Genomic DNA, 17,522 nt, shown 5'->3' with positions numbered 1-17,522 from the left:
TCATCGATCAATGACTGCCAATCAATACCTGCTGATCGGCGTTCATATTGGTCAGCTCTAAACTATGAATAAAACGCCCTTCGACATCGGTAATGGTGATTTTCCAGTCATCTATCATTACGCTCTCGCCTTCTAAGTCGCCCACATAGCCGAGCGCCTGCATGACAAGACCGCCCATGGTATCGACATCGGTATCATCAAAATGAGTGCCAAGCTCATCATTACAGTCTTCGATGACCGTCGAGGCCTGTACACGCCAAGTATGTGGCTTATCAGGATCAGCGATAATATTATTGATATCACTGTCTTCATCAAAGTCATCATGCTCATCGACGATATCGCCGACGATCTCCTCGAGTAAATCCTCCATGGTGACCACCCCTGCAAAGTTGCCAAACTCATCGACGACGATTGCCATGTGCACTTGGGTGCGCTGCAGTGAGCGCAGCAGCGTATCTGAGCGCGCCGTTTCGCTGATATATAGCGGCTGCCGCACCAGATCTCTGAGGCGCTTGCTGTCGATTTTGTCTTCTTGGTCGCGCACCATGTGCACTAAGATAGGAATCAAGTCTTTGGCAAGCAAGATACCGATGACCGCATCATCGTCTTGGCTATCAAATACTGGGTAACGCGAGTGGGTGGTGTCGAGGATGATATCCATCACCTCAGCCAGACTTGCGCTTTCGTGCAGGCCGATCACTTGCGGGCGTGGCGTCATAATCTCGCGGACTTGAGTGGCAGGCAGATCGAGCACGCCTTCTAACATATCGACAGTATCAGGCTCTAAAAACTGACGAGAGTCCTGTACCAAACGAATCAATTCATCACGGGTTTCGGGGGCGGTCGATAGCCAGCGTTTTAAGCCGCGCATCGACCAACTACTCGGGCTGGGAGTGTCGTCAGACATGATGATGTGGTTTAACCTCTTTAGTTAATAACAATGAGAACAGCAAAAAACCTAGATGGGGATAGAAATAACAAATAAAACAGCCGTTTTATGATTAGGCCATCACAACCACGGCCAAATAATACCTATAAATAGACCAGCCTAAATTAGCTTCACTTTATCGCATGGCTCACCGACATTCAACGATAAATTCACGCAAATTGTATTGTCAGTGTGTTATAAACTTTGCTATGGTCAAAGCCTTTATTTATCAATAATAAACGCCATGTCCTTACGCTCGTTTTTTTCTCGTTTACGCCGATTATGTCCAACTAGCCTGCCGCGCTCTCATGGTACAAGCAGTCACGGCCAAACAATGACGGACGCCACAAACCCTAAAAAAAAGACATGGCGCTACTATCTTGTACAGTTGTTTATCATCACCGCGCTGTTATTATCGGCGCTGTGGTTGCTATTAGCGATTTGGTATCAGTTTGGCGTGCGCTCGCTCGTCACTTGGCTTGCGGCCATCGTCATCGTTTGCCTGCTGGCAGCCTTGCTACGTAGCCGTTACCAGCACTCATTCAAGCACCAAACCATCACAAAAAAACCGGCCAGTGCTTGGCTTATGGGTATGTACGCTGCGACTTGGTGCCTCGGGGTTGGCTGGTTTTTTTCTATCGAAGCCAAACAGCAGCGCGACTGGATGGCAGAGGTCAGCCAGCAAGTCTCCTATGAGCGAGACGCGAGCAACCCTAATATAATCACCCTCAAAAATGTACGCAATTTTGACTGGCATACCGATACAGACGCCACCGAACGCTGGGACACCCGCACCATTGATATGTCCAAACTCTCGGGTGTCGATGTCACCAACTCATACTGGATGGGGCCACTGATTGCTCATACCTTGGTCAGCTTTCGCTTTGAGGATGACAGACCGCTTGCCTTCTCATTTGAGATTCGTAAAGAAGCAGGCGAGTCTTTTTCGGCGCTGGCTGGGTTTTTTCGGCGTTATGAGCTTAGCCTGATTGCTAGCGAGGAGCGTGATATTATCTATACGCGCAGTAATGCGCGCGGCGAGCAGGTGTATCTGTTTCCTATCAGCAATTTGCAACAGCATGAAGTGAGGTCACTATTTGAATCTTATCTAACGGCGGCTGATGATTTGAACGCTAAACCCACTTGGTACAACACATTGATTAGCAACTGTACCAATATTATTTTTTATATGGCGCGTATCGTCAGTGGCGAGCGTTTGCCATGGGATTATCGGATTTGGGTCTCTGGGTGGCTGCCAAACTATCTATACGATGTCGGTATGCTCGACGCCAAGCCCAACAGCGGCGCGCAGAATTGGTCGATGGAGACTTGGTACGAGCGCACTCATATCAATCCAAAAGTGCGTGGTTTTGATAATTTAGCAGGCAGCAGCGTAGTCAATAGCCGCGAGTTCTCCAAGCAGATTCGTCAGGATATTCCTATCCCGCCATTGGCTGACTCAAAAGCGGCAGCTGAAGCCAAAGCACAATCTGCGGCGCAGGCCGCGCCATAAACTCACTACTCGCCATAAACTAACGATAAGAGTCTAAATGGATACCGCTAGGGCTGTACCCATGTCACCACCCGCTCCTCCATCTCTTCATCTGTCATACCAACCTCAGAGACACAGCGCCCTGCCACCCCTACATTGGCTGCGCGCATCTGCTGCTCGGTGCGCGCCGCATCGCCAGTCAATAACAAATGCCAACTTGGGAGCTTCTGCCCTTTATACAAGCGTTTATAGGCGCAGTGTGATGGTAGCCACATCATGTTGGGCAGGTTTTCCATCGTGAGCTGAATACAGTCAGGCACATACTCTTGACGCGTGGCATAGTGCTGACAATGACCCGTCGCACAGTCCATCAGCTGACAGGTCACATCGGTATACTCAACCAACGCTTCGGCGTCATCATCATCGATATATTTGATCAGGCAGCAGCTACCGCAGCCATCACACAAAGCTTCCCACTCAGGATGCGTCAGCTCTGATAAGGCAAATCGCGACCAAAACTGCGGCCGCAAGGTGGCCGCCAGCTCACCATCGCTATCGGCAAACAAGCTTGCATTGGCGGGCACAACAGGCTTTGGCACTGGTTGCGGCGTCGGTGACGAGCCAGCTTGTGATTGTTGGCTGTCGGCAAGTTGGTTGAGCAAATTGAGCGTCATAAAGGTGCAGTAGCATTTTGATAAAGAGCGTTACAGTATTATAGCTGTTTTTGCGAAGCATGGGCGTTAAGGTACTAAAAGTAAGAAAAACGATTTACTATAAATAAAATTCATAACATAAAAAAGGACAGCACTATGTCAATTAAGACGTTTGAACTTATCAGCACCACCAAAAATGGCGTCGAGCTCATCAGCTATGTGGCGCTACCAGAAGACGCATCGGAAGAAAACCCAGCGGCTGGCATCTTGGTCGCACCAGAATGGTGGGGCGTGGTCGATCATCCAAAATCTGTGGTCGAGCGTCTGGCAAAAGCAGGCTATGCAGCGGTGGCAATGGATGTCTACGGTGAAGGTAAATTGACCAGCGATGCGGCAATGGCAAACATGTGGATGGAGCAAGTACTCGCAGACCAAGACATGCTGATGGATCGCTGCCGCCTTATCCTCAATGATTTTAGCGATCAGTTGGCCGTTGATGGTAGCAACTTAGGCGCGATTGGCTACTGTTTCGGTGGTAAAGTCGTGCTTGATATGGCGCGCGACGGTATGCCACTAAAAGCTGTCGCGACATTCCACGGCAACCCATCAGCAAAACAGCCTGCGGACAAAAACTTTACCGCCAAAGTCTTGGTCGCGCATGGCCGTGATGATTCTATGGTATCGATGGAGGCGATAGAAGGCCTAAAATCTGAGCTGGATGCGGCCGATGTCGACTACACCATCGATGTGTATGACAATGCCAAGCACGGCTTTACCAACCCCCACGCCGATGAGCGCGCAGCCACAAACGACGTCGACCTCGGCTACAACGAAGCTGCCGCCAAGCAAAGCTGGGATAATATGCTTGAGTTTATGAAAAGTAACTTAGCATAGACGGTTATCATGAGAAGGCCGCTATCATAGGGCTTTTATAAAACCTATATAAACCGAAAAAAGAGCCGCTGATTTATAAGCGGCTCTTTTTTTGGTTGAGCAGCTCTAGGTACATGACGCTTCTTGTACTCGGACGCAAATCGCGGCATTATCACCTTATCATCAAGCAAATTGAGTGACGAGGATGCTATATCTGTTAATGAATCCGCTGGGCTGGCTGGCTTTTACCATTTTACTCATCATCGCTTCGGTGCTATATATTAGTATCCATAGCCAAATCCAGCAGTTGCGCCGTGAGATGGCAGCGCTACAAGCTGAGTTCAAGCAGTATAAAGACAGTATAGACGCTGCATCCAACGCGCACTCTGAGCCATCCTCTCAAGATACAGAGCATCAGCAGACAACATTACAACTGTCCGTGCTTTCTGAGCGGTCAGAGTTGCCAGAGTCAGCAAACCGGCCTTTATCCGAGCTACCTACACCCCTTTTACCCGCAGTCTCATCACTATCGACAGAAAATCGACAGGCCGCTGCAACCATAGAGCCTGATGAGCGCTCCCTACCTATCGTCACCTCACTGATTTATTCTATCAAAAGCTGGTTTTTTGGCGGTAACTTGGTCGTGCGTGTCGGGGTAATCGTCTTACTCATCGGTGTGGTGCTTTTGCTGCGCTTACTGAGCGACTATATCGAGATTCCGATTACCATAAAGCTTATTGGTATTGGCCTGATGGGATTGGGACTGGCGGCGTTGGGGATACAATTGGCAAAAAACCGCTTTGCTTATGGCATCACTTTACAGGGTGCGGGCTTAGCGACGGCTTATTTGACCGTCTTTTTTGCGTATAGCGTCTATCAGGTGCTCGCAAGCGCACCAAGCTTTATTGGACTTGGTCTTTTATCAGCTGTCATCATCGGTCTCGCTGTGCGTCAAAACGCCTTGCCGCTGGCCTTATTGGCCTTGTCTGGTGGATTTTTCGCGCCTATATTGACCGGTGAAGACACCGGCAGTCTGGTCGCCTTATTTAGCTATTATCTGCTGTTAAACGTCACCGTTGCTGTCATTGCTCACTACCGTACTTGGAAAATGCTCAATCTGCTCGGCGTGTTGGTCACCTTTGGACTGGCATACTATTGGGGTACAACGGAAAATTTAAGGGCTGTTATTGAGGCACAGCGCTGGACGTTGGTACTGCTAGTGGCGCTACATGTATTGCTGTATTTGTTTGTCGTTATCCGCTACGCCCAGCACATCATCGCTTATAACACATTAAATGAAGCAGATATCGCCCAAACGACTGTAGGTGGTATTTACGGTACAAACCCCAGCACAGATGCCAGTACGAACAACAGCACAAACCACAATACAAAAAACAGCGCAAACAACACCTATGTCTTCCCCATTGATACAGGTTTATTGTTTTCCGTACCGATATTGGCCTTTGGTTTATTTGCGGCGTTGTTAGACGCTATTCCTCATGCGCTGACCCTCACCAGTGCTGTTTTAGCGGTGATTTATTTGGGCATTGGCTGGGTATTTGTACAGCACAGTCAGCGATATGCCTTAATCACTGAAGGCATGCTGGCGTTAGGATTTGGATTTTTGGCGTTGATGATTCCGCTGGCTCTCAATGCTGAGTGGATTGCCTTTGGCTGGTCGGTTCAAGGGCTGGCGTTGGTATGGTTTGGTCGGCGCTCGCTACGCGCATGGTCGGTGCTATTTGGGCTAGTGTTACAGCTGCTGAGTATCGCGATGTTGATGATAACTGTGGTCTTTGCAATCAATGACTATCCAACATTGGCCTTGACGATTTCGGCGCTCAGCTACCTCGCCGCCATGTTTGTCTTACGCGCCAGCAATTCCCCTATGGATGACACAAACAGCCAGCGTCACACCGATCAGACGCTGGTGAAATACGCTAACACATTGGGCATCGGTGAACTCGCTACCAAGCAGTGGCTGGCTTCAATCAATAGCCAAAGTATGGCGTTTAACCTGATGTGGCGCAGTCCGAGGTTGAGTCGTTTTTTGACGTTCACCGCCGTGGGCTGGCTGCTGTATGTATTGGTCATCGATTTTGATCAATGGTTTGCCAACTGGCACATCGCAACGACAGCGCTGCTAGGACTGGCCGCGTTAACCAGCCTTGTCATTTATTATGCCGTCAATCAATATCGTCCTTGGTTGGAGATTCGGCAGTTTTGTCATGGTTTACTGTTGTTATTGTATGCCACGCTACTGTTTCAATTACCGCAAAGATATGAATTTGATTATCAATGGTCGACCTTTCATTGGTCGATATTTATTACTTTGCTGATAGGCGGGTTGGTCATTGGGCAGTTATGGCTAAAGACATGGCACAAAGCAGCTGAGTTAACACGTTTTGATAGCGCAAGCTGGCTTGGAGCGGGTATTATCGTTTTGGCAGAAGCCATGCATTATGGCTTACCTGATTCAAAAGGTGTCATGACTATTTTAGTTCCGGTTGCCTTTATGCTGGTTGGACTATGGTGGACACAGCGTCATGCTATGGCTAAATACCATAATGAGCAGTCAAACACGCACTCAAAAGCAGTAACCTCAACCTTGCCGCTCGCTTGGTTTGATTGGCCTCAAGCACTGTTAGATAGCGCCCAAATCTTTGTGCCTATCACCTTAGGCTGGGCAATTTTTACCAATTTTACTTATGATGGCATGATTTGGGGCCTGCCTTACGTTCCTTTATTTAATTTATATGATGTGACGTTATGGCTGGTGGTGTTGTATGTCTTGGGCGTGTATGTATTCCGCCAGCCACATGGTAGCGGTTCGAGAAATCTATTAAAAGCCATTCCTAAAAAGGATATGCTGTTAATTGTGTTAGCGCTGATTGGCCTTTGGATAGGCTCGAGTATGTTGGTCAGGACGCTGCATGCCTTTATCGGTACGCCGTTATGGACTGGCAGTGTATATGGAGTGACTGGCGGCGCGTGGAATAGCGAGCAAGTACAGACGGGATTGACAATTTTATGGACGCTCATTGCTTTGGTCGCGACCATCAGCGCTAGCCGCTATGGACAGCGCACGCTATGGTTTATGGGCATTGGACTACTGGGCGCGGTGGTGCTAAAACTGGTCTTGGTTGACTTGTCACAGACCGAGGCGATTTGGCGGGTGATTTCATTCCTTGGTGCAGGCAGCTTGATCTTAGTCATTGGCTATTTAGCGCCGCTACCACCAGCGCGTAAGGATTTAGTAGACTAGGGCGTACCAATCGATGAGCCTATAGATGGGCCAAACATAAAGACACGCGCAAATCTGCATGACAGCCTGCCTGAAGCCTGACATAAAATTGTAACGTGGCAACATGGCGACTGGATAACATTGGGTGCTGACGCTGGTTGTGTAGTAAACTGAACATCATAAAAAAGTAGACACTGATGGTCTTACTTTTAGCATTTTTTATAAAAGGTTATGAAAGCAGATGGATAAAAGAGCGAATATTCAATGGTTCCCTGGGCACATGAACAAAGCCCGTAACGAAATCAAAGAAATCATGCCGCAGATGGATGTGGTCATCGAGGTGATTGACGCCCGTATTCCTTATAGTAGCGAAAACCCCATGGTCGCAGCACTACGCGGCGAAAAACCCGTCATCAAGATATTAAACAAAGCCGATCTCGCCGACCCTGATCTGACCCAAGCATGGATGGTGCACCTTGAGCAGCAAGCGGGTGTCAAAGCCATCGCGTGTGACAATAACAAAGCCGATGACGTCAAGCGCATCATCGCTCTATGCAAAAAAATGGTGCCCAACAAAGTTGGCACGGGTCGCCAGATCAAAGCCATGATCATGGGCATTCCAAACGTTGGCAAATCGACTTTGATCAACACCTTAGCAGGGCGCGCAGTAGCAAAAACTGGCGACGAGCCTGCGGTGACCAAGTCGCAGCAGCTGATCAAACTCGATGATGACATCATGCTCTATGACACCCCTGGTATGCTCTGGCCAAAGGTCGAAAACGAAAACTCTGGCTATCGACTAGCAGCGACCGGCGGCATTCGCGATACCGCGTTTGACTTCGCCGATGTCGCCAGCTATACCGCTGAGTATTTGCTGAGCGCTTATCCTGAGCTGCTAAAAACTCGCTATAAAATTGACGAGCTGCCCAAGACTGATTGGGAGTTTTTTGAAATGGCAGGGCGTAACCGAGGATTTATCAAAAAAGGCGGAGTCGTTGATACCTACCGCATGTCTGAGATTTTGATTAATGAGCTACGTAGTGCCAAGCTTGGGCGTATTACCCTTGAGACTCCAGCGATGATCGAAGCGGAAGAAATCATCGTCGCCGAACAACGTCTGGCGGCAGAAGAAAAAAAGAAAGCTCGTGAAGAAGAAAAGCGCTTGCGCCGATTAAAAACGCGGAAAAATCGTAAATAAACTCACTTATTTATATAGCTCGCAGGGTGCGCCTAGCGCCCCTGTTTTATCGTCATGTTTATCTTTCAATATATATTATCGTTGACCACCATTGATGTTTAGACAAAAACACCCGAAACAAATCTTATCCAATACTGCTTGCAGCAATCCTCATTACGCCCCATAAACCATCTTAGTTACCCCTACAAAACACCAATTTTGCTTTACAAGGAATACTTTTGCCTACTCATTTTTCTCAGTCAAGCTCATCATTAACCACCTTCGCCCCGCGCCTACTCGATTGGTTTGCCGAAAATGGCCGTCATGACCTACCGTGGCAACAGCACCAGACTGACACCCCCAATCCTTATGTCGTTTGGCTATCCGAAGTCATGCTCCAGCAGACACAAGTCACCACCGTGTTGCCCTACTTTGCGCGTTTTATGGACTCCTTTCCCAGTGTGCAGGATTTGGCCGCCGCAGAATGGGACTTGGTTGCCGAGCATTGGGCGGGGCTTGGCTACTATGCACGCGCGCGTAATTTGCATAAAGGCGCAAAGCAACTGGCCGAGATAATTGACGAGATCGGTGACTTTCCGCAGACGCTAGCGGGCTGGGAAGCCATCTCTGGCGTTGGGCCGTCGACCGCTGGGGCGATTATGGCGATGGGCTTGCACAAGTATGGCGTTATCTGTGATGGCAATGTCAAACGCGTCCTTACCCGCTGGGCGGCGATCGATGGCGATATCACCAAGTCTGCCACCACCAAGACGCTATGGGCGTTGGCAGAGCGCTTAACGCCTGTCGATGACTCAGGACGGTTTGCGCAGGCGGTGATGGATATGGGCGCAACGCTATGCACGCGTAGCAAGCCTGCCTGCTTATTGTGTCCACTACAAGAGGATTGTCTTGCCCATGCACAGGGGCGCGAAACCGACTATCCAGTCAAAGCAAAAAAACAGCCCAAGCCCAGTAAGTTTAGCAACGCGCTTATCATCAAGGATACGGACGGCAAAATACTATGGCTACAGCGCCCTGACAATGGTATTTGGGGCGGACTATGGAGCTTGCCTTTACAGTTTGTAGAAAAAATCGCTGGCAAAGCAAGCGGTAAGCCAGCACCGAACAAACCAGACACCAGCGCCGAGAGACTACGCCTAGTGACCAGCAACGAAAAAGTCTTTGATGCAGAATTTACCACTGCTGAGCAGATTATTCATGAGTGGTTAGATAAGCATAATGTGATAGTCGCACCCATTAATCAAACCTTGCTTGATGATGCGCCTATCAAGCACTCATTGACCCACTTTCATTGGTATTTGACGCCGCGATCCGTCACTTTAGACAATAAGCAAACAACCGCATTGAGCACAGCCTTGCAAGCAGCAGAGATTAATATTCATTGGTTGACCGCAGATGATGCGCGGTCAACGCTAGGATTACCGCGGGCGATGGTGAAGATTTTAGAGATGTAAGTAAGTGTGGTCGAACCACTATAAATAAACACAGTGACAGTGCTACTGGGATGAATTTTGTGCAGCATCTGGGCACGCAGCACGCAAGGAAAATTTATACCAGTAGCACGCTGGCATAGTTTGTATTTTTTTATTTAAGATTTAGGCACCCGCAGACGCATCAACCCTTCTTGTTGCACCGTTGCGACGAGCTTACCATCTTGCCAAAACTGCCCATGATTTAAGCCTTTGGCATTAGAGGTGGTATCGCTCCACATGTCGTATAGTAGCCAATTATTTAGGTCAAAGGTACGGTGGAAGTGCATCGAGTGGTCGATACTGGCCGCTTGTAAGCCACTGGTCATAAAGCTGACCCCATGCGACATCAGCCCTGTGCCGACTAAGTAAAAATCAGACGAAAATGCCAATAGCGCTTGCTGAATCGCCACCGGCTGATTGCCCAGCTCGCGGATACGCAGCCAGTTGGCTTGTTTTGGTTTCATCGGCTCAGGATGGATAGGGTCACGCGGTTTGACAGGCTTAATCTCGACATGACGACGACGCATAAAACGCGCTTTGAGCGCATCTGGCACTTTGCCAACGTACTCTTCTTTTAAATCTTGCTCGGCGAGCAGGTCGTCTGGTGGCGGATAGACGGGCATATCTTCTTGATACTCAAGCCCCTCCTCCATCGGCGAAAACGAGGCAATCATCGAAAAAATCACTTGCTCAATAGGCGCTTTGCCGCGTACTTCTTTGTACTGAATCGCGGTCACTTCACGCGCAGAGAGGCTACGCCCATCGCGTAGACGGCGTACTCGATAAATCACTGGCTGGTTGATATCACCGCCACGCAAAAAATAGCCGTGCAGTGAATGGCAGGGTTTGTCTTTATCCAGCGTATGGGCAGCTGCCATGATTGCTTGCGCCAAGACTTGCCCACCAAAGATACGACTGCCCACATAGTCATGGCTTTTCCCCTCAAAGACATCAGGGCTCACTTCAATAAGCGATACGGTAGCAAGCAGCTCATCAATCAGTTGCGAATAATCAGACATGACGATAGGTTTCCTTATTTTTATCAAAAACGCGGCGCGCCTGCACCAACCCACCTAATGATAGCCAGATGATATAGCGGCAAACCTGCTGCGTTTGAATGTAAAATAATATGAAATCACTTGCTAAAAATACACAAGAGAGATGTTAGAACGAAATTTTAGCGTAAAAATACAGCGATAGCAGCGCCATACACGTATTTATTATCCACTGAAAGGCTAAACATATTACCCAATATCCCGCGCTTTGACCAGTTATGAGTCGCTTACCCGCCAGTCTTGACCGCCTTTTTTATCTTATGACAAAAACATCCGCTGATGGCTGATGCACACGCTTGGCTATCACAAGGTTTGAGGCAGAGGTATCTATCGCAGCATCAGTGCATCGGCCTAAAAAAAACGAGATGATCGGCGCATCTCGTTTTCATTGCTATGCTTCGTTTATGGCTTGACCGCTACCAATACGCGGATAGAGTCTGGTACCAGCGATAGGTTGCCTAATGCCTGCTCGCCTTGTGCTTTTAGCTGCTCTAAGCGCTCTACTTCTTCTGGGCGTACATTGGGGTTGATGGTTTGTAGATGCTTTAGGCGCTTGATTTCACGCGACCACTGCTGATTGAAACGGGCGCTTGCTTGCTCACCGATTTCTGCCAGCTGCTGGCGGGCGATCTCTTCGGCGTCGTAGTAACGCTGCTCGATCACATCACCGCGTACTTTGATGACTTGGCGGGCGCGGTTTTTGTCCAGTCGCTCGATGTGCGGCATGATCATATCGCTACTGATGCGCGCTGACAGATCATTGCCTTGCTCACTGATAAACACCCGAATGTTTTGCGTGGTAATGGTCGCAGGCAGATTGAGCACTCTTGGCGCGATGGCCTCGACACGGAAGTTTACCTCGAGCAGCACCATGCCTTGTGGCACGACCGCGCTTTTTAGCATCGCCACCGTGGTATTGCCAAAGGTGCTGGTACTGGCCAACTCATAAATCGCGCGCATCAGCGGATGCTCATGGGTAATAAAGTCGATATCTTCACGCAGCAATGCCTGCTCGCGATCAAAGGTCAAGGTCATCCCATCTTCATCGCCCAGTGGCAGACCATCGATGTACTCACTGATTTCAGTGCTATCGATAGGAGCGATGACCCACGAGCCATCGCGCTGGATACTATGATCGATATTGGCAGAAGCAAAAAAGCGCTCCATAAAGTGTGGCAGCAGATTGTGCTGATCAAAGTCAATCATGGCATCTTTGATACGCCCAGCGACACGTGGACGGCACGAGTTGTACTCCAGCAGACGGTCACGGCCAGCTTGTAGCTGCGCTTCTAGCCCTAGGCGGGTTTTTTTCGCTTCGGTGATGATGTCTTGTAGCATGGCACGGTTGTCGGGCGTATCAGCATTCTCTAGCACAGGTTTTAGCGTTTGAATGTATTGCTCTTGCACGCTTTGGGCGGTCGGTGATATCTGACTAAACATATTGAGCGCTTTGTCATACCAATGATATAAACGCTCCTGCGCGGTGCCCTGCACATAAGGGATATGAAGCATAATCTGCTGCGTCTGACCGATACGGTCTAGGCGGCCTATGCGCTGCTCTAGCGTGTCTGGATTGGCAGGTAAGTCCCACAGTATCAGCTGGCTGGCAAACTGGAAGTTACGACCTTCTGAGCCAATCTCTGAGCAGAGCAATATCTGCGCGCCCTCGGAATCCGCAAAAAACGCCGCCGCTTGGTCACGCTCAAGCAGTGTCATCTGCTCGGTAAAGATAGCAGTCTTAATGCCTGCATGTAGGCGCAGTACCGCCTCAAGACTCTCAACCGTCGCCCCACTACGAGCGATCAATAGCACTTTTTGATGCTTTAGCTCACCGCGCAAGATATCAATCAACCAAGACACACGTGGATCATCTTCTAGCCAGCCACCATCGGGTTGGTTTTCTTCGCCCCACAGCTGCTCACGCAGTTTGCCCTTGGTTTGGTAGCTATCAACCCATGCCTCAGGCAGGGGTAGTGGATACGGCTGACGGCTTCGTCCATAAAACCCTTTGACACTCTCACGGGTATTGCGAAATAAGATACGGCCGGTACCATGACGGTCCAGTAGCTCGTTAAGGGCATAAGTACGCAAGCGCTCATCGTCATTGATTGCGCCCAGCTCATCCATGCTAATGTCTAATAAATGGCTCAAAGCCGCGATTTGCCCATCACTTAGCGGCTTGTCTTCTATCAGCACGCCAGCGACGGCGGCGGTTTCAGCAAAGGCTTCTTGCCCATCAATAAACTCGTCCAAATCATCAAAACGATCTGGATCCAGCAGGCGCAAACGCGCAAAATGGCTTTGCGCGCCGAGCTGCTCAGGCGTTGCAGTCAGTAGCATCACCCCAGGCGTCTCTTCAGCAAAGTCAGCAATCAAGTCGTATTTGTCATTGCCGCCCTGCTCTTCATCCCAGTGTAAATGGTGCGCTTCGTCGACGACCAATAGATCAAATCCTGCCTCCATCGCCTGATCGTACAAATCAGGATGGTCAAGCAACAAATCCATACCCGCGATGATACATTGCTCGGTGGCAAAAACATTTTGTTCAGGATCATGCTCTTTGATCGCAGCAGTACGTACCAAGTCAAACAACGCAAAATTTAGGTTAAAGCGGCGACGCAGCTCGATCATCCACTGGTATTGCAGACTGTCTGGCACCAAGATAAGTACGCGCTCAGCCTTTCCTGTGATTAGCTGCTGATGAATGATCAAGCCCGCTTCGATGGTTTTACCCAGTCCCACTTCATCGGCCAAAAGCACACGCGGCGCGATACGCTTGCCGACCTCGTGAGCGATATACAGCTGATGCTCGATAATATCGACACGCGCGCCCATTAGGCCTTTGAGCGGATGACCTGCCAGCGCCGACTGCATGCGCAAGATGTCTTGGCGCAGCTCGTACCAGTCGCCACGCTCGATGCGACCAGCGAGCAGACGCTCAAGCGGCTTGGCAAGCGTGATATTGGCCGCGAGTCGGGTTTCCATGATACCGCGCTCATGCTCATCGACGCTGTACTTGAGCACACCCATCACCTCGTCTACCGCATTGACCGTATAGCCGTTGCCATCTTGGTCATAAATGCTATCGCCCGCCTTAAATACCACGCGCGACAGTGGCGCTGAGTTTTTGGCATAAACACGTGTCTCCTCGCTTTGCGGAAACAAGATGTGCACACAGCGATCATCCACATCGATGACCACACCCAAGCCAAGCTCAGACTCTGTATCAGATAAATAACGTTGGCCAACGGCGAATTCAGTACTGTGCAATGAAGCGATAGAGGTAGTCATAAGGCGATGTCTTTTTTGTACTCAGGTAATAAGAAATAAAATAGATAGCAATGGCCGCTAATGATGGCTGTGCATAGGGTAACACCCATTTAGTCGACAGCTAAGGTAGACCATTATATAACGTTAGCGGCTAGATGAGTGCGTTTAGTTGACTTTTCAAGTAGACAATTGTGACAGCGCTTGGGTTTCTCAGGTTTTTATGGTTTGGTTTTTGACTAAACCCACCGACATGCTACATTAAGCCTCAAACCCACAAAGCCTTAAAACCATAGAAAAAATCAATACAACAATCAATTCATCAGGGAGTCACTATGCGAGCGGTTTTTTTAGACAAGGGTACTTTTTCGGACGGTATCGATTTGCCAGCCCCAGCTGGAATTACAGATTACGTGACTTATCATGACACGCCAAAGGACAACCACGTCATCCTCGAGCGCTGCCGTGACACCGATATCATCATCACCAACAAAGTCCAAATAGACGCCGAGGTGATCGGTCAACTGCCCAACCTCAAGCTGATTCAGCTGACTGCCACAGGGATGAACAACGTCGATCAAGACGCTTGTGACAGACATCATGTCACCCTTTATAACGTCGCAGGTTACGCGGTCAAAAGCGTGCCTGAGCATACTTTTATGCTGATGCTCAATGCCATGCGTGCAGGCATTCATTATCATCAAAAAGTCGCCGATGGTACATGGCGCGACAATGGCAATTTTTGCTTGCTCGACATACCGCTGATCGACTTAGAAGACAAGACGCTCGGCATCATCGGCGTCGGTACTATCGGCAAGCGCGTCACCGAGATTGCACGCGCCTTTGGCATGACGGTGTTATGGGCGGAGCATCAAGGGCGTGCACCGCGCAGTGCAGACTATACCGCCTTTGATGACGTACTGGTGCAGTCAGATGTATTGAGCTTACATTGCCCATTGACCGAACAGACCCAGCATCTTATCAATAAGGACACCTTGGCCAAAATGACCAAGCAGCCCTTATTAGTCAACGTTGCTCGCGGCGGCATCGTCGATAGTCAAGCATTGGCAACTGCCATCCATAACGAGCAAATCATCGGCTACGCCAGCGACGTGTTTGAGCAAGAGCCGATCACGGCAGATGATCCGCTACTCAGCCTCAGCGAGCATCCACGGGTGATATTTAGCCCGCACAATGCTTGGGGCAGCAAAAGCGCACAACAGACCTTATGGCAGATATTAACTAAGCAGGTGAGCGACTTTATCGAACACTATCATCAACCCTAAATATAGCTGGCAGGCAAGATACTAGGGCGTGCCTTCATTTTAAAGCAGGTAAAAAACGAGGGCTCGCCCTAACCGCAAAACCGTGGCCAGTCGTCCTTTATGTTGCGATACTATTGCGATACTTCAGCATGATGCGATCATTGATATCGTTATTGGTCATGTGGTTAAGTCATCATCTGGTTGAGTGGCCAGATTAAAACGGGCACGGACTCTCCCAGTCCATCCACGCACCCAGTGTCGGGTGCTTTAGGCGTAGCTGCTGTGCGTGCAAGTTTAGCCGCGGGGCTATCATCAGTGCCGCCCCTTCGGCATAAATCGGATCACCAATCATCACATGACCGGCATGGACCATATGCACACGTAACTGGTGACTACGGCCCGTAACCGGCTTTAGTAACACGCGTGTGACGGTCTGATCATTGCACATTTCGTGAGCCAAGACCTCATATAAAGTCAGTGCCTGTTTAGGCCAATCGTGATCGACGATATGGCGCGGTTTGGTCGTGGGCTCATAACGTACCGGCACCGATATATTACCGGTCGCCCCAATACTTTCCCATTGGCCAAAGACGCGCGCTTGGTAGCTTTTTTGTGGCAACCGCTCAATAAACTGCTTACTAATATGGCTTTGGGCAGCGGCATTTTTGGCAAAAATCAGTAGCCCTGAGGTGTCCATATCCAAGCGGTGAATGAGTTTGACGGCTGGATTGACGCGCTCAAGCCGCGCAAGCAAGCTGACTTTGAGGGTTTTGCCATCGACGCTGAGGAGGCCCGCTGGCTTATCCACCACCCAAATATCGTCATCTTCATATACTGTAATATCTTGGGCAAATGTTTTAAAAAACGCCAGCGGATACGCGCGTTCTTGTTGGTTTAACGCGTTGACTTCTTCTTCAGTAAAAGGCATAAAAATCGGTTACTTATATAAATGAGAGTAAAGATGACATGATAGAGGCTATGACATAGAAAAAAAACCAAAAAGTGACAAGTGACAGCGCACTCACTGGCTGTATGGTTGTGTTTCGATTTATTGTACCAATCGTAATTGTTAAACAATTTAACCAGCCTGCATCTGTCAAGTAAGAACAAACATGTTAATATGATGGCACATTTTCACCATTTCGAAACGACTCTTTAGCCGCTTATCATTACTTTATACCGCTGGTCTTTAGCTACACAAAGCAGCGATAATTTGATAAACGACGATAAAGACAATAAAACAAGAGAGATAACTATGTCAGACCTAATCGTAAATACCACCGATGCAAACTTTGACCAAGACGTGCTGCAATCAGACCTGCCTGTATTGGTAGATTTTTGGGCGACGTGGTGTGGCCCTTGTAAAGCCATCGCGCCTATTTTAGAAGATCTAGCCAGCGAGTACCAAGGCAAAGTAAAAATCGTCAAAGTCGACGTCGACAATAACCCACAAGCCGCCAGCCGCTTTGGTATCCGTAATATCCCAACGCTATTTGTCTTTAAAGACGGCGAAAAAGTTGACTCAGTCATGGGCCTACAGCCAAAAGCAGAGCTAGCCAAAGTTCTTGATAAGCATCTATAAGCACTTCTTCAGTGTGGATACGCTTGTGTCAGTCTATCTGCTGAGAGTATCTACACATCATAATAGATGCCAATCAGTAAAAAACCATTGTCCTGCTAAGATAATGGTTTTTTGCTCGTTTTTTATGCAAAAAAACCACTAATACGACTTTTTTGGCAAAATTCATTGACAATGCCATTGTGAAGACCGTATAGTCTGCTGACAAGAGAAAACGAACCGTTTTCCTAAGTGTCTTGTCGCTATTCTCCTCGTGTTTATCAACAAAAACACAATCGTCATTATAAACACCATTACTGAACGAAATGACTAAACACAATTACTGATACTGAGTTTTTGACGCAGACTCTTATGTAGCCTTCTGTATCCTTATTTCTTATTACCTTGCACTCTATTCTTGCAACTTGTATATAAGTCAACACGCAATACCCAAACTACATAACTCTGGCTCTGTGCTCGCGCCCTCTATCGCCATACTATCGTTGTTTTAATCAAT

At 48.8% G+C, this 17,522-nt stretch carries 12 protein-coding genes; 7 read left to right on the top strand and 5 right to left on the bottom strand.

Annotation, left to right across the window (positions count from 1 at the left end):
- Positions 1-7: 7 nt before the first annotated feature.
- Complete coding sequence (locus tag BTV99_RS08580; protein WP_075101955.1) at positions 8-907, bottom strand: HlyC/CorC family transporter; 900 nt, start codon at positions 905-907, stop codon at positions 8-10.
- Positions 908-1,262: 355 nt separating this feature from the next.
- On the opposite strand from BTV99_RS08580, the gene BTV99_RS08575 reads away from it, so the two are divergent.
- Entirely contained in the window at positions 1,263-2,441 is a 1,179-nt protein-coding gene (locus BTV99_RS08575) for a DUF4105 domain-containing protein (RefSeq protein ID WP_241900767.1), read from the top strand.
- A gap of 47 nt (positions 2,442-2,488) precedes the next feature.
- Here BTV99_RS08575 and BTV99_RS08570 read toward each other — a convergent pair whose 3' ends face one another.
- Positions 2,489-2,962 carry a YcgN family cysteine cluster protein gene (locus BTV99_RS08570; RefSeq protein ID WP_241900769.1) on the bottom strand — a complete coding sequence of 158 codons (474 nt, stop codon included), beginning with the start codon at positions 2,960-2,962 and terminating at the stop codon, positions 2,489-2,491.
- 267 nt (positions 2,963-3,229) lie between these two features.
- On the opposite strand from BTV99_RS08570, the gene BTV99_RS08565 reads away from it, so the two are divergent.
- The 4 genes from BTV99_RS08565 (at position 3,230) to mutY (ending at position 9,842) form a co-directional block, all read left to right on the top strand.
- Positions 3,230-3,967 carry a dienelactone hydrolase family protein gene (locus BTV99_RS08565; RefSeq protein WP_075101954.1) on the top strand — a complete coding sequence of 246 codons (738 nt, stop codon included), beginning with the start codon at positions 3,230-3,232 and terminating at the stop codon, positions 3,965-3,967.
- Between the two features lie 184 nt (positions 3,968-4,151).
- On the top strand, positions 4,152-7,211 hold the full coding sequence (locus BTV99_RS08560) for a DUF2339 domain-containing protein (protein WP_075101953.1): 3,060 nt from the start codon (positions 4,152-4,154) through the stop codon (positions 7,209-7,211).
- 220 nt (positions 7,212-7,431) lie between these two features.
- Positions 7,432-8,388: a ribosome biogenesis GTPase YlqF gene (ylqF, locus tag BTV99_RS08555; protein ID WP_075101952.1), complete on the top strand. Its 957-nt coding sequence runs from the start codon at positions 7,432-7,434 to the stop codon at positions 8,386-8,388.
- A gap of 218 nt (positions 8,389-8,606) precedes the next feature.
- Positions 8,607-9,842 carry an A/G-specific adenine glycosylase gene (gene mutY, locus BTV99_RS08550; protein WP_075101951.1) on the top strand — a complete coding sequence of 412 codons (1,236 nt, stop codon included), beginning with the start codon at positions 8,607-8,609 and terminating at the stop codon, positions 9,840-9,842.
- 134 nt (positions 9,843-9,976) lie between these two features.
- On the opposite strand, the gene BTV99_RS08545 is transcribed toward mutY, so the two are convergent.
- The gene (locus tag BTV99_RS08545) at positions 9,977-10,879 is read right to left on the bottom strand and encodes an acyl-CoA thioesterase II (protein ID WP_075101950.1); all 903 of its coding nucleotides are present in this window, start codon (positions 10,877-10,879) and stop codon (positions 9,977-9,979) included.
- A 438-nt stretch (positions 10,880-11,317) separates the two neighbouring features.
- Complete coding sequence (rapA, locus tag BTV99_RS08540; protein ID WP_075101949.1) at positions 11,318-14,206, bottom strand: RNA polymerase-associated protein RapA; 2,889 nt, start codon at positions 14,204-14,206, stop codon at positions 11,318-11,320.
- 311 nt (positions 14,207-14,517) lie between these two features.
- On the opposite strand from rapA, the gene BTV99_RS08535 reads away from it, so the two are divergent.
- Positions 14,518-15,468, top strand: a complete 951-nt coding sequence (locus tag BTV99_RS08535) for a D-2-hydroxyacid dehydrogenase (protein ID WP_075101948.1) — start codon at positions 14,518-14,520, stop codon at positions 15,466-15,468.
- A gap of 193 nt (positions 15,469-15,661) precedes the next feature.
- Here the strand turns inward: BTV99_RS08535 and BTV99_RS08530 are convergent, their stop codons facing one another.
- Complete coding sequence (locus BTV99_RS08530) at positions 15,662-16,375, bottom strand: RluA family pseudouridine synthase (RefSeq protein WP_075101947.1); 714 nt, start codon at positions 16,373-16,375, stop codon at positions 15,662-15,664.
- Positions 16,376-16,663: 288 nt separating this feature from the next.
- On the opposite strand from BTV99_RS08530, the gene trxA reads away from it, so the two are divergent.
- A complete protein-coding gene (gene trxA / locus BTV99_RS08525) occupies positions 16,664-17,029 on the top strand; it encodes a thioredoxin (protein ID WP_256713761.1) in 366 nt (121 codons plus the stop codon).
- Positions 17,030-17,522 lie beyond the last annotated feature (493 nt).

It is taken from the genome of Psychrobacter sp. Rd 27.2, assembly GCF_001921755.1.
GTDB classification, from domain to species: domain Bacteria; phylum Pseudomonadota; class Gammaproteobacteria; order Pseudomonadales; family Moraxellaceae; genus Psychrobacter; species Psychrobacter celer.
Note: the sequence above shows the minus strand (reverse complement) of the source record. Positions and strands in the feature narration are given on the sequence as shown.

Coding starts and splice junctions, on each gene's coding strand:
- BTV99_RS08565 (WP_075101954.1), top strand. CDS start 3,230: ATGTCAATTAAGACGTTTGAACTTATCAGCACCACCAAAAATGGCGTC.
- BTV99_RS08580 (WP_075101955.1), bottom strand. CDS start 907: ATGTCTGACGACACTCCCAGCCCGAGTAGTTGGTCGATGCGCGGCTTA.
- BTV99_RS08535 (WP_075101948.1), top strand. CDS start 14,518: ATGCGAGCGGTTTTTTTAGACAAGGGTACTTTTTCGGACGGTATCGAT.
- BTV99_RS08545 (WP_075101950.1), bottom strand. CDS start 10,879: ATGTCTGATTATTCGCAACTGATTGATGAGCTGCTTGCTACCGTATCG.
- BTV99_RS08560 (WP_075101953.1), top strand. CDS start 4,152: ATGCTATATCTGTTAATGAATCCGCTGGGCTGGCTGGCTTTTACCATT.
- ylqF (WP_075101952.1), top strand. CDS start 7,432: ATGGATAAAAGAGCGAATATTCAATGGTTCCCTGGGCACATGAACAAA.
- BTV99_RS08530 (WP_075101947.1), bottom strand. CDS start 16,375: ATGCCTTTTACTGAAGAAGAAGTCAACGCGTTAAACCAACAAGAACGC.
- BTV99_RS08575 (WP_241900767.1), top strand. CDS start 1,263: ATGACGGACGCCACAAACCCTAAAAAAAAGACATGGCGCTACTATCTT.
- rapA (WP_075101949.1), bottom strand. CDS start 14,206: ATGACTACCTCTATCGCTTCATTGCACAGTACTGAATTCGCCGTTGGC.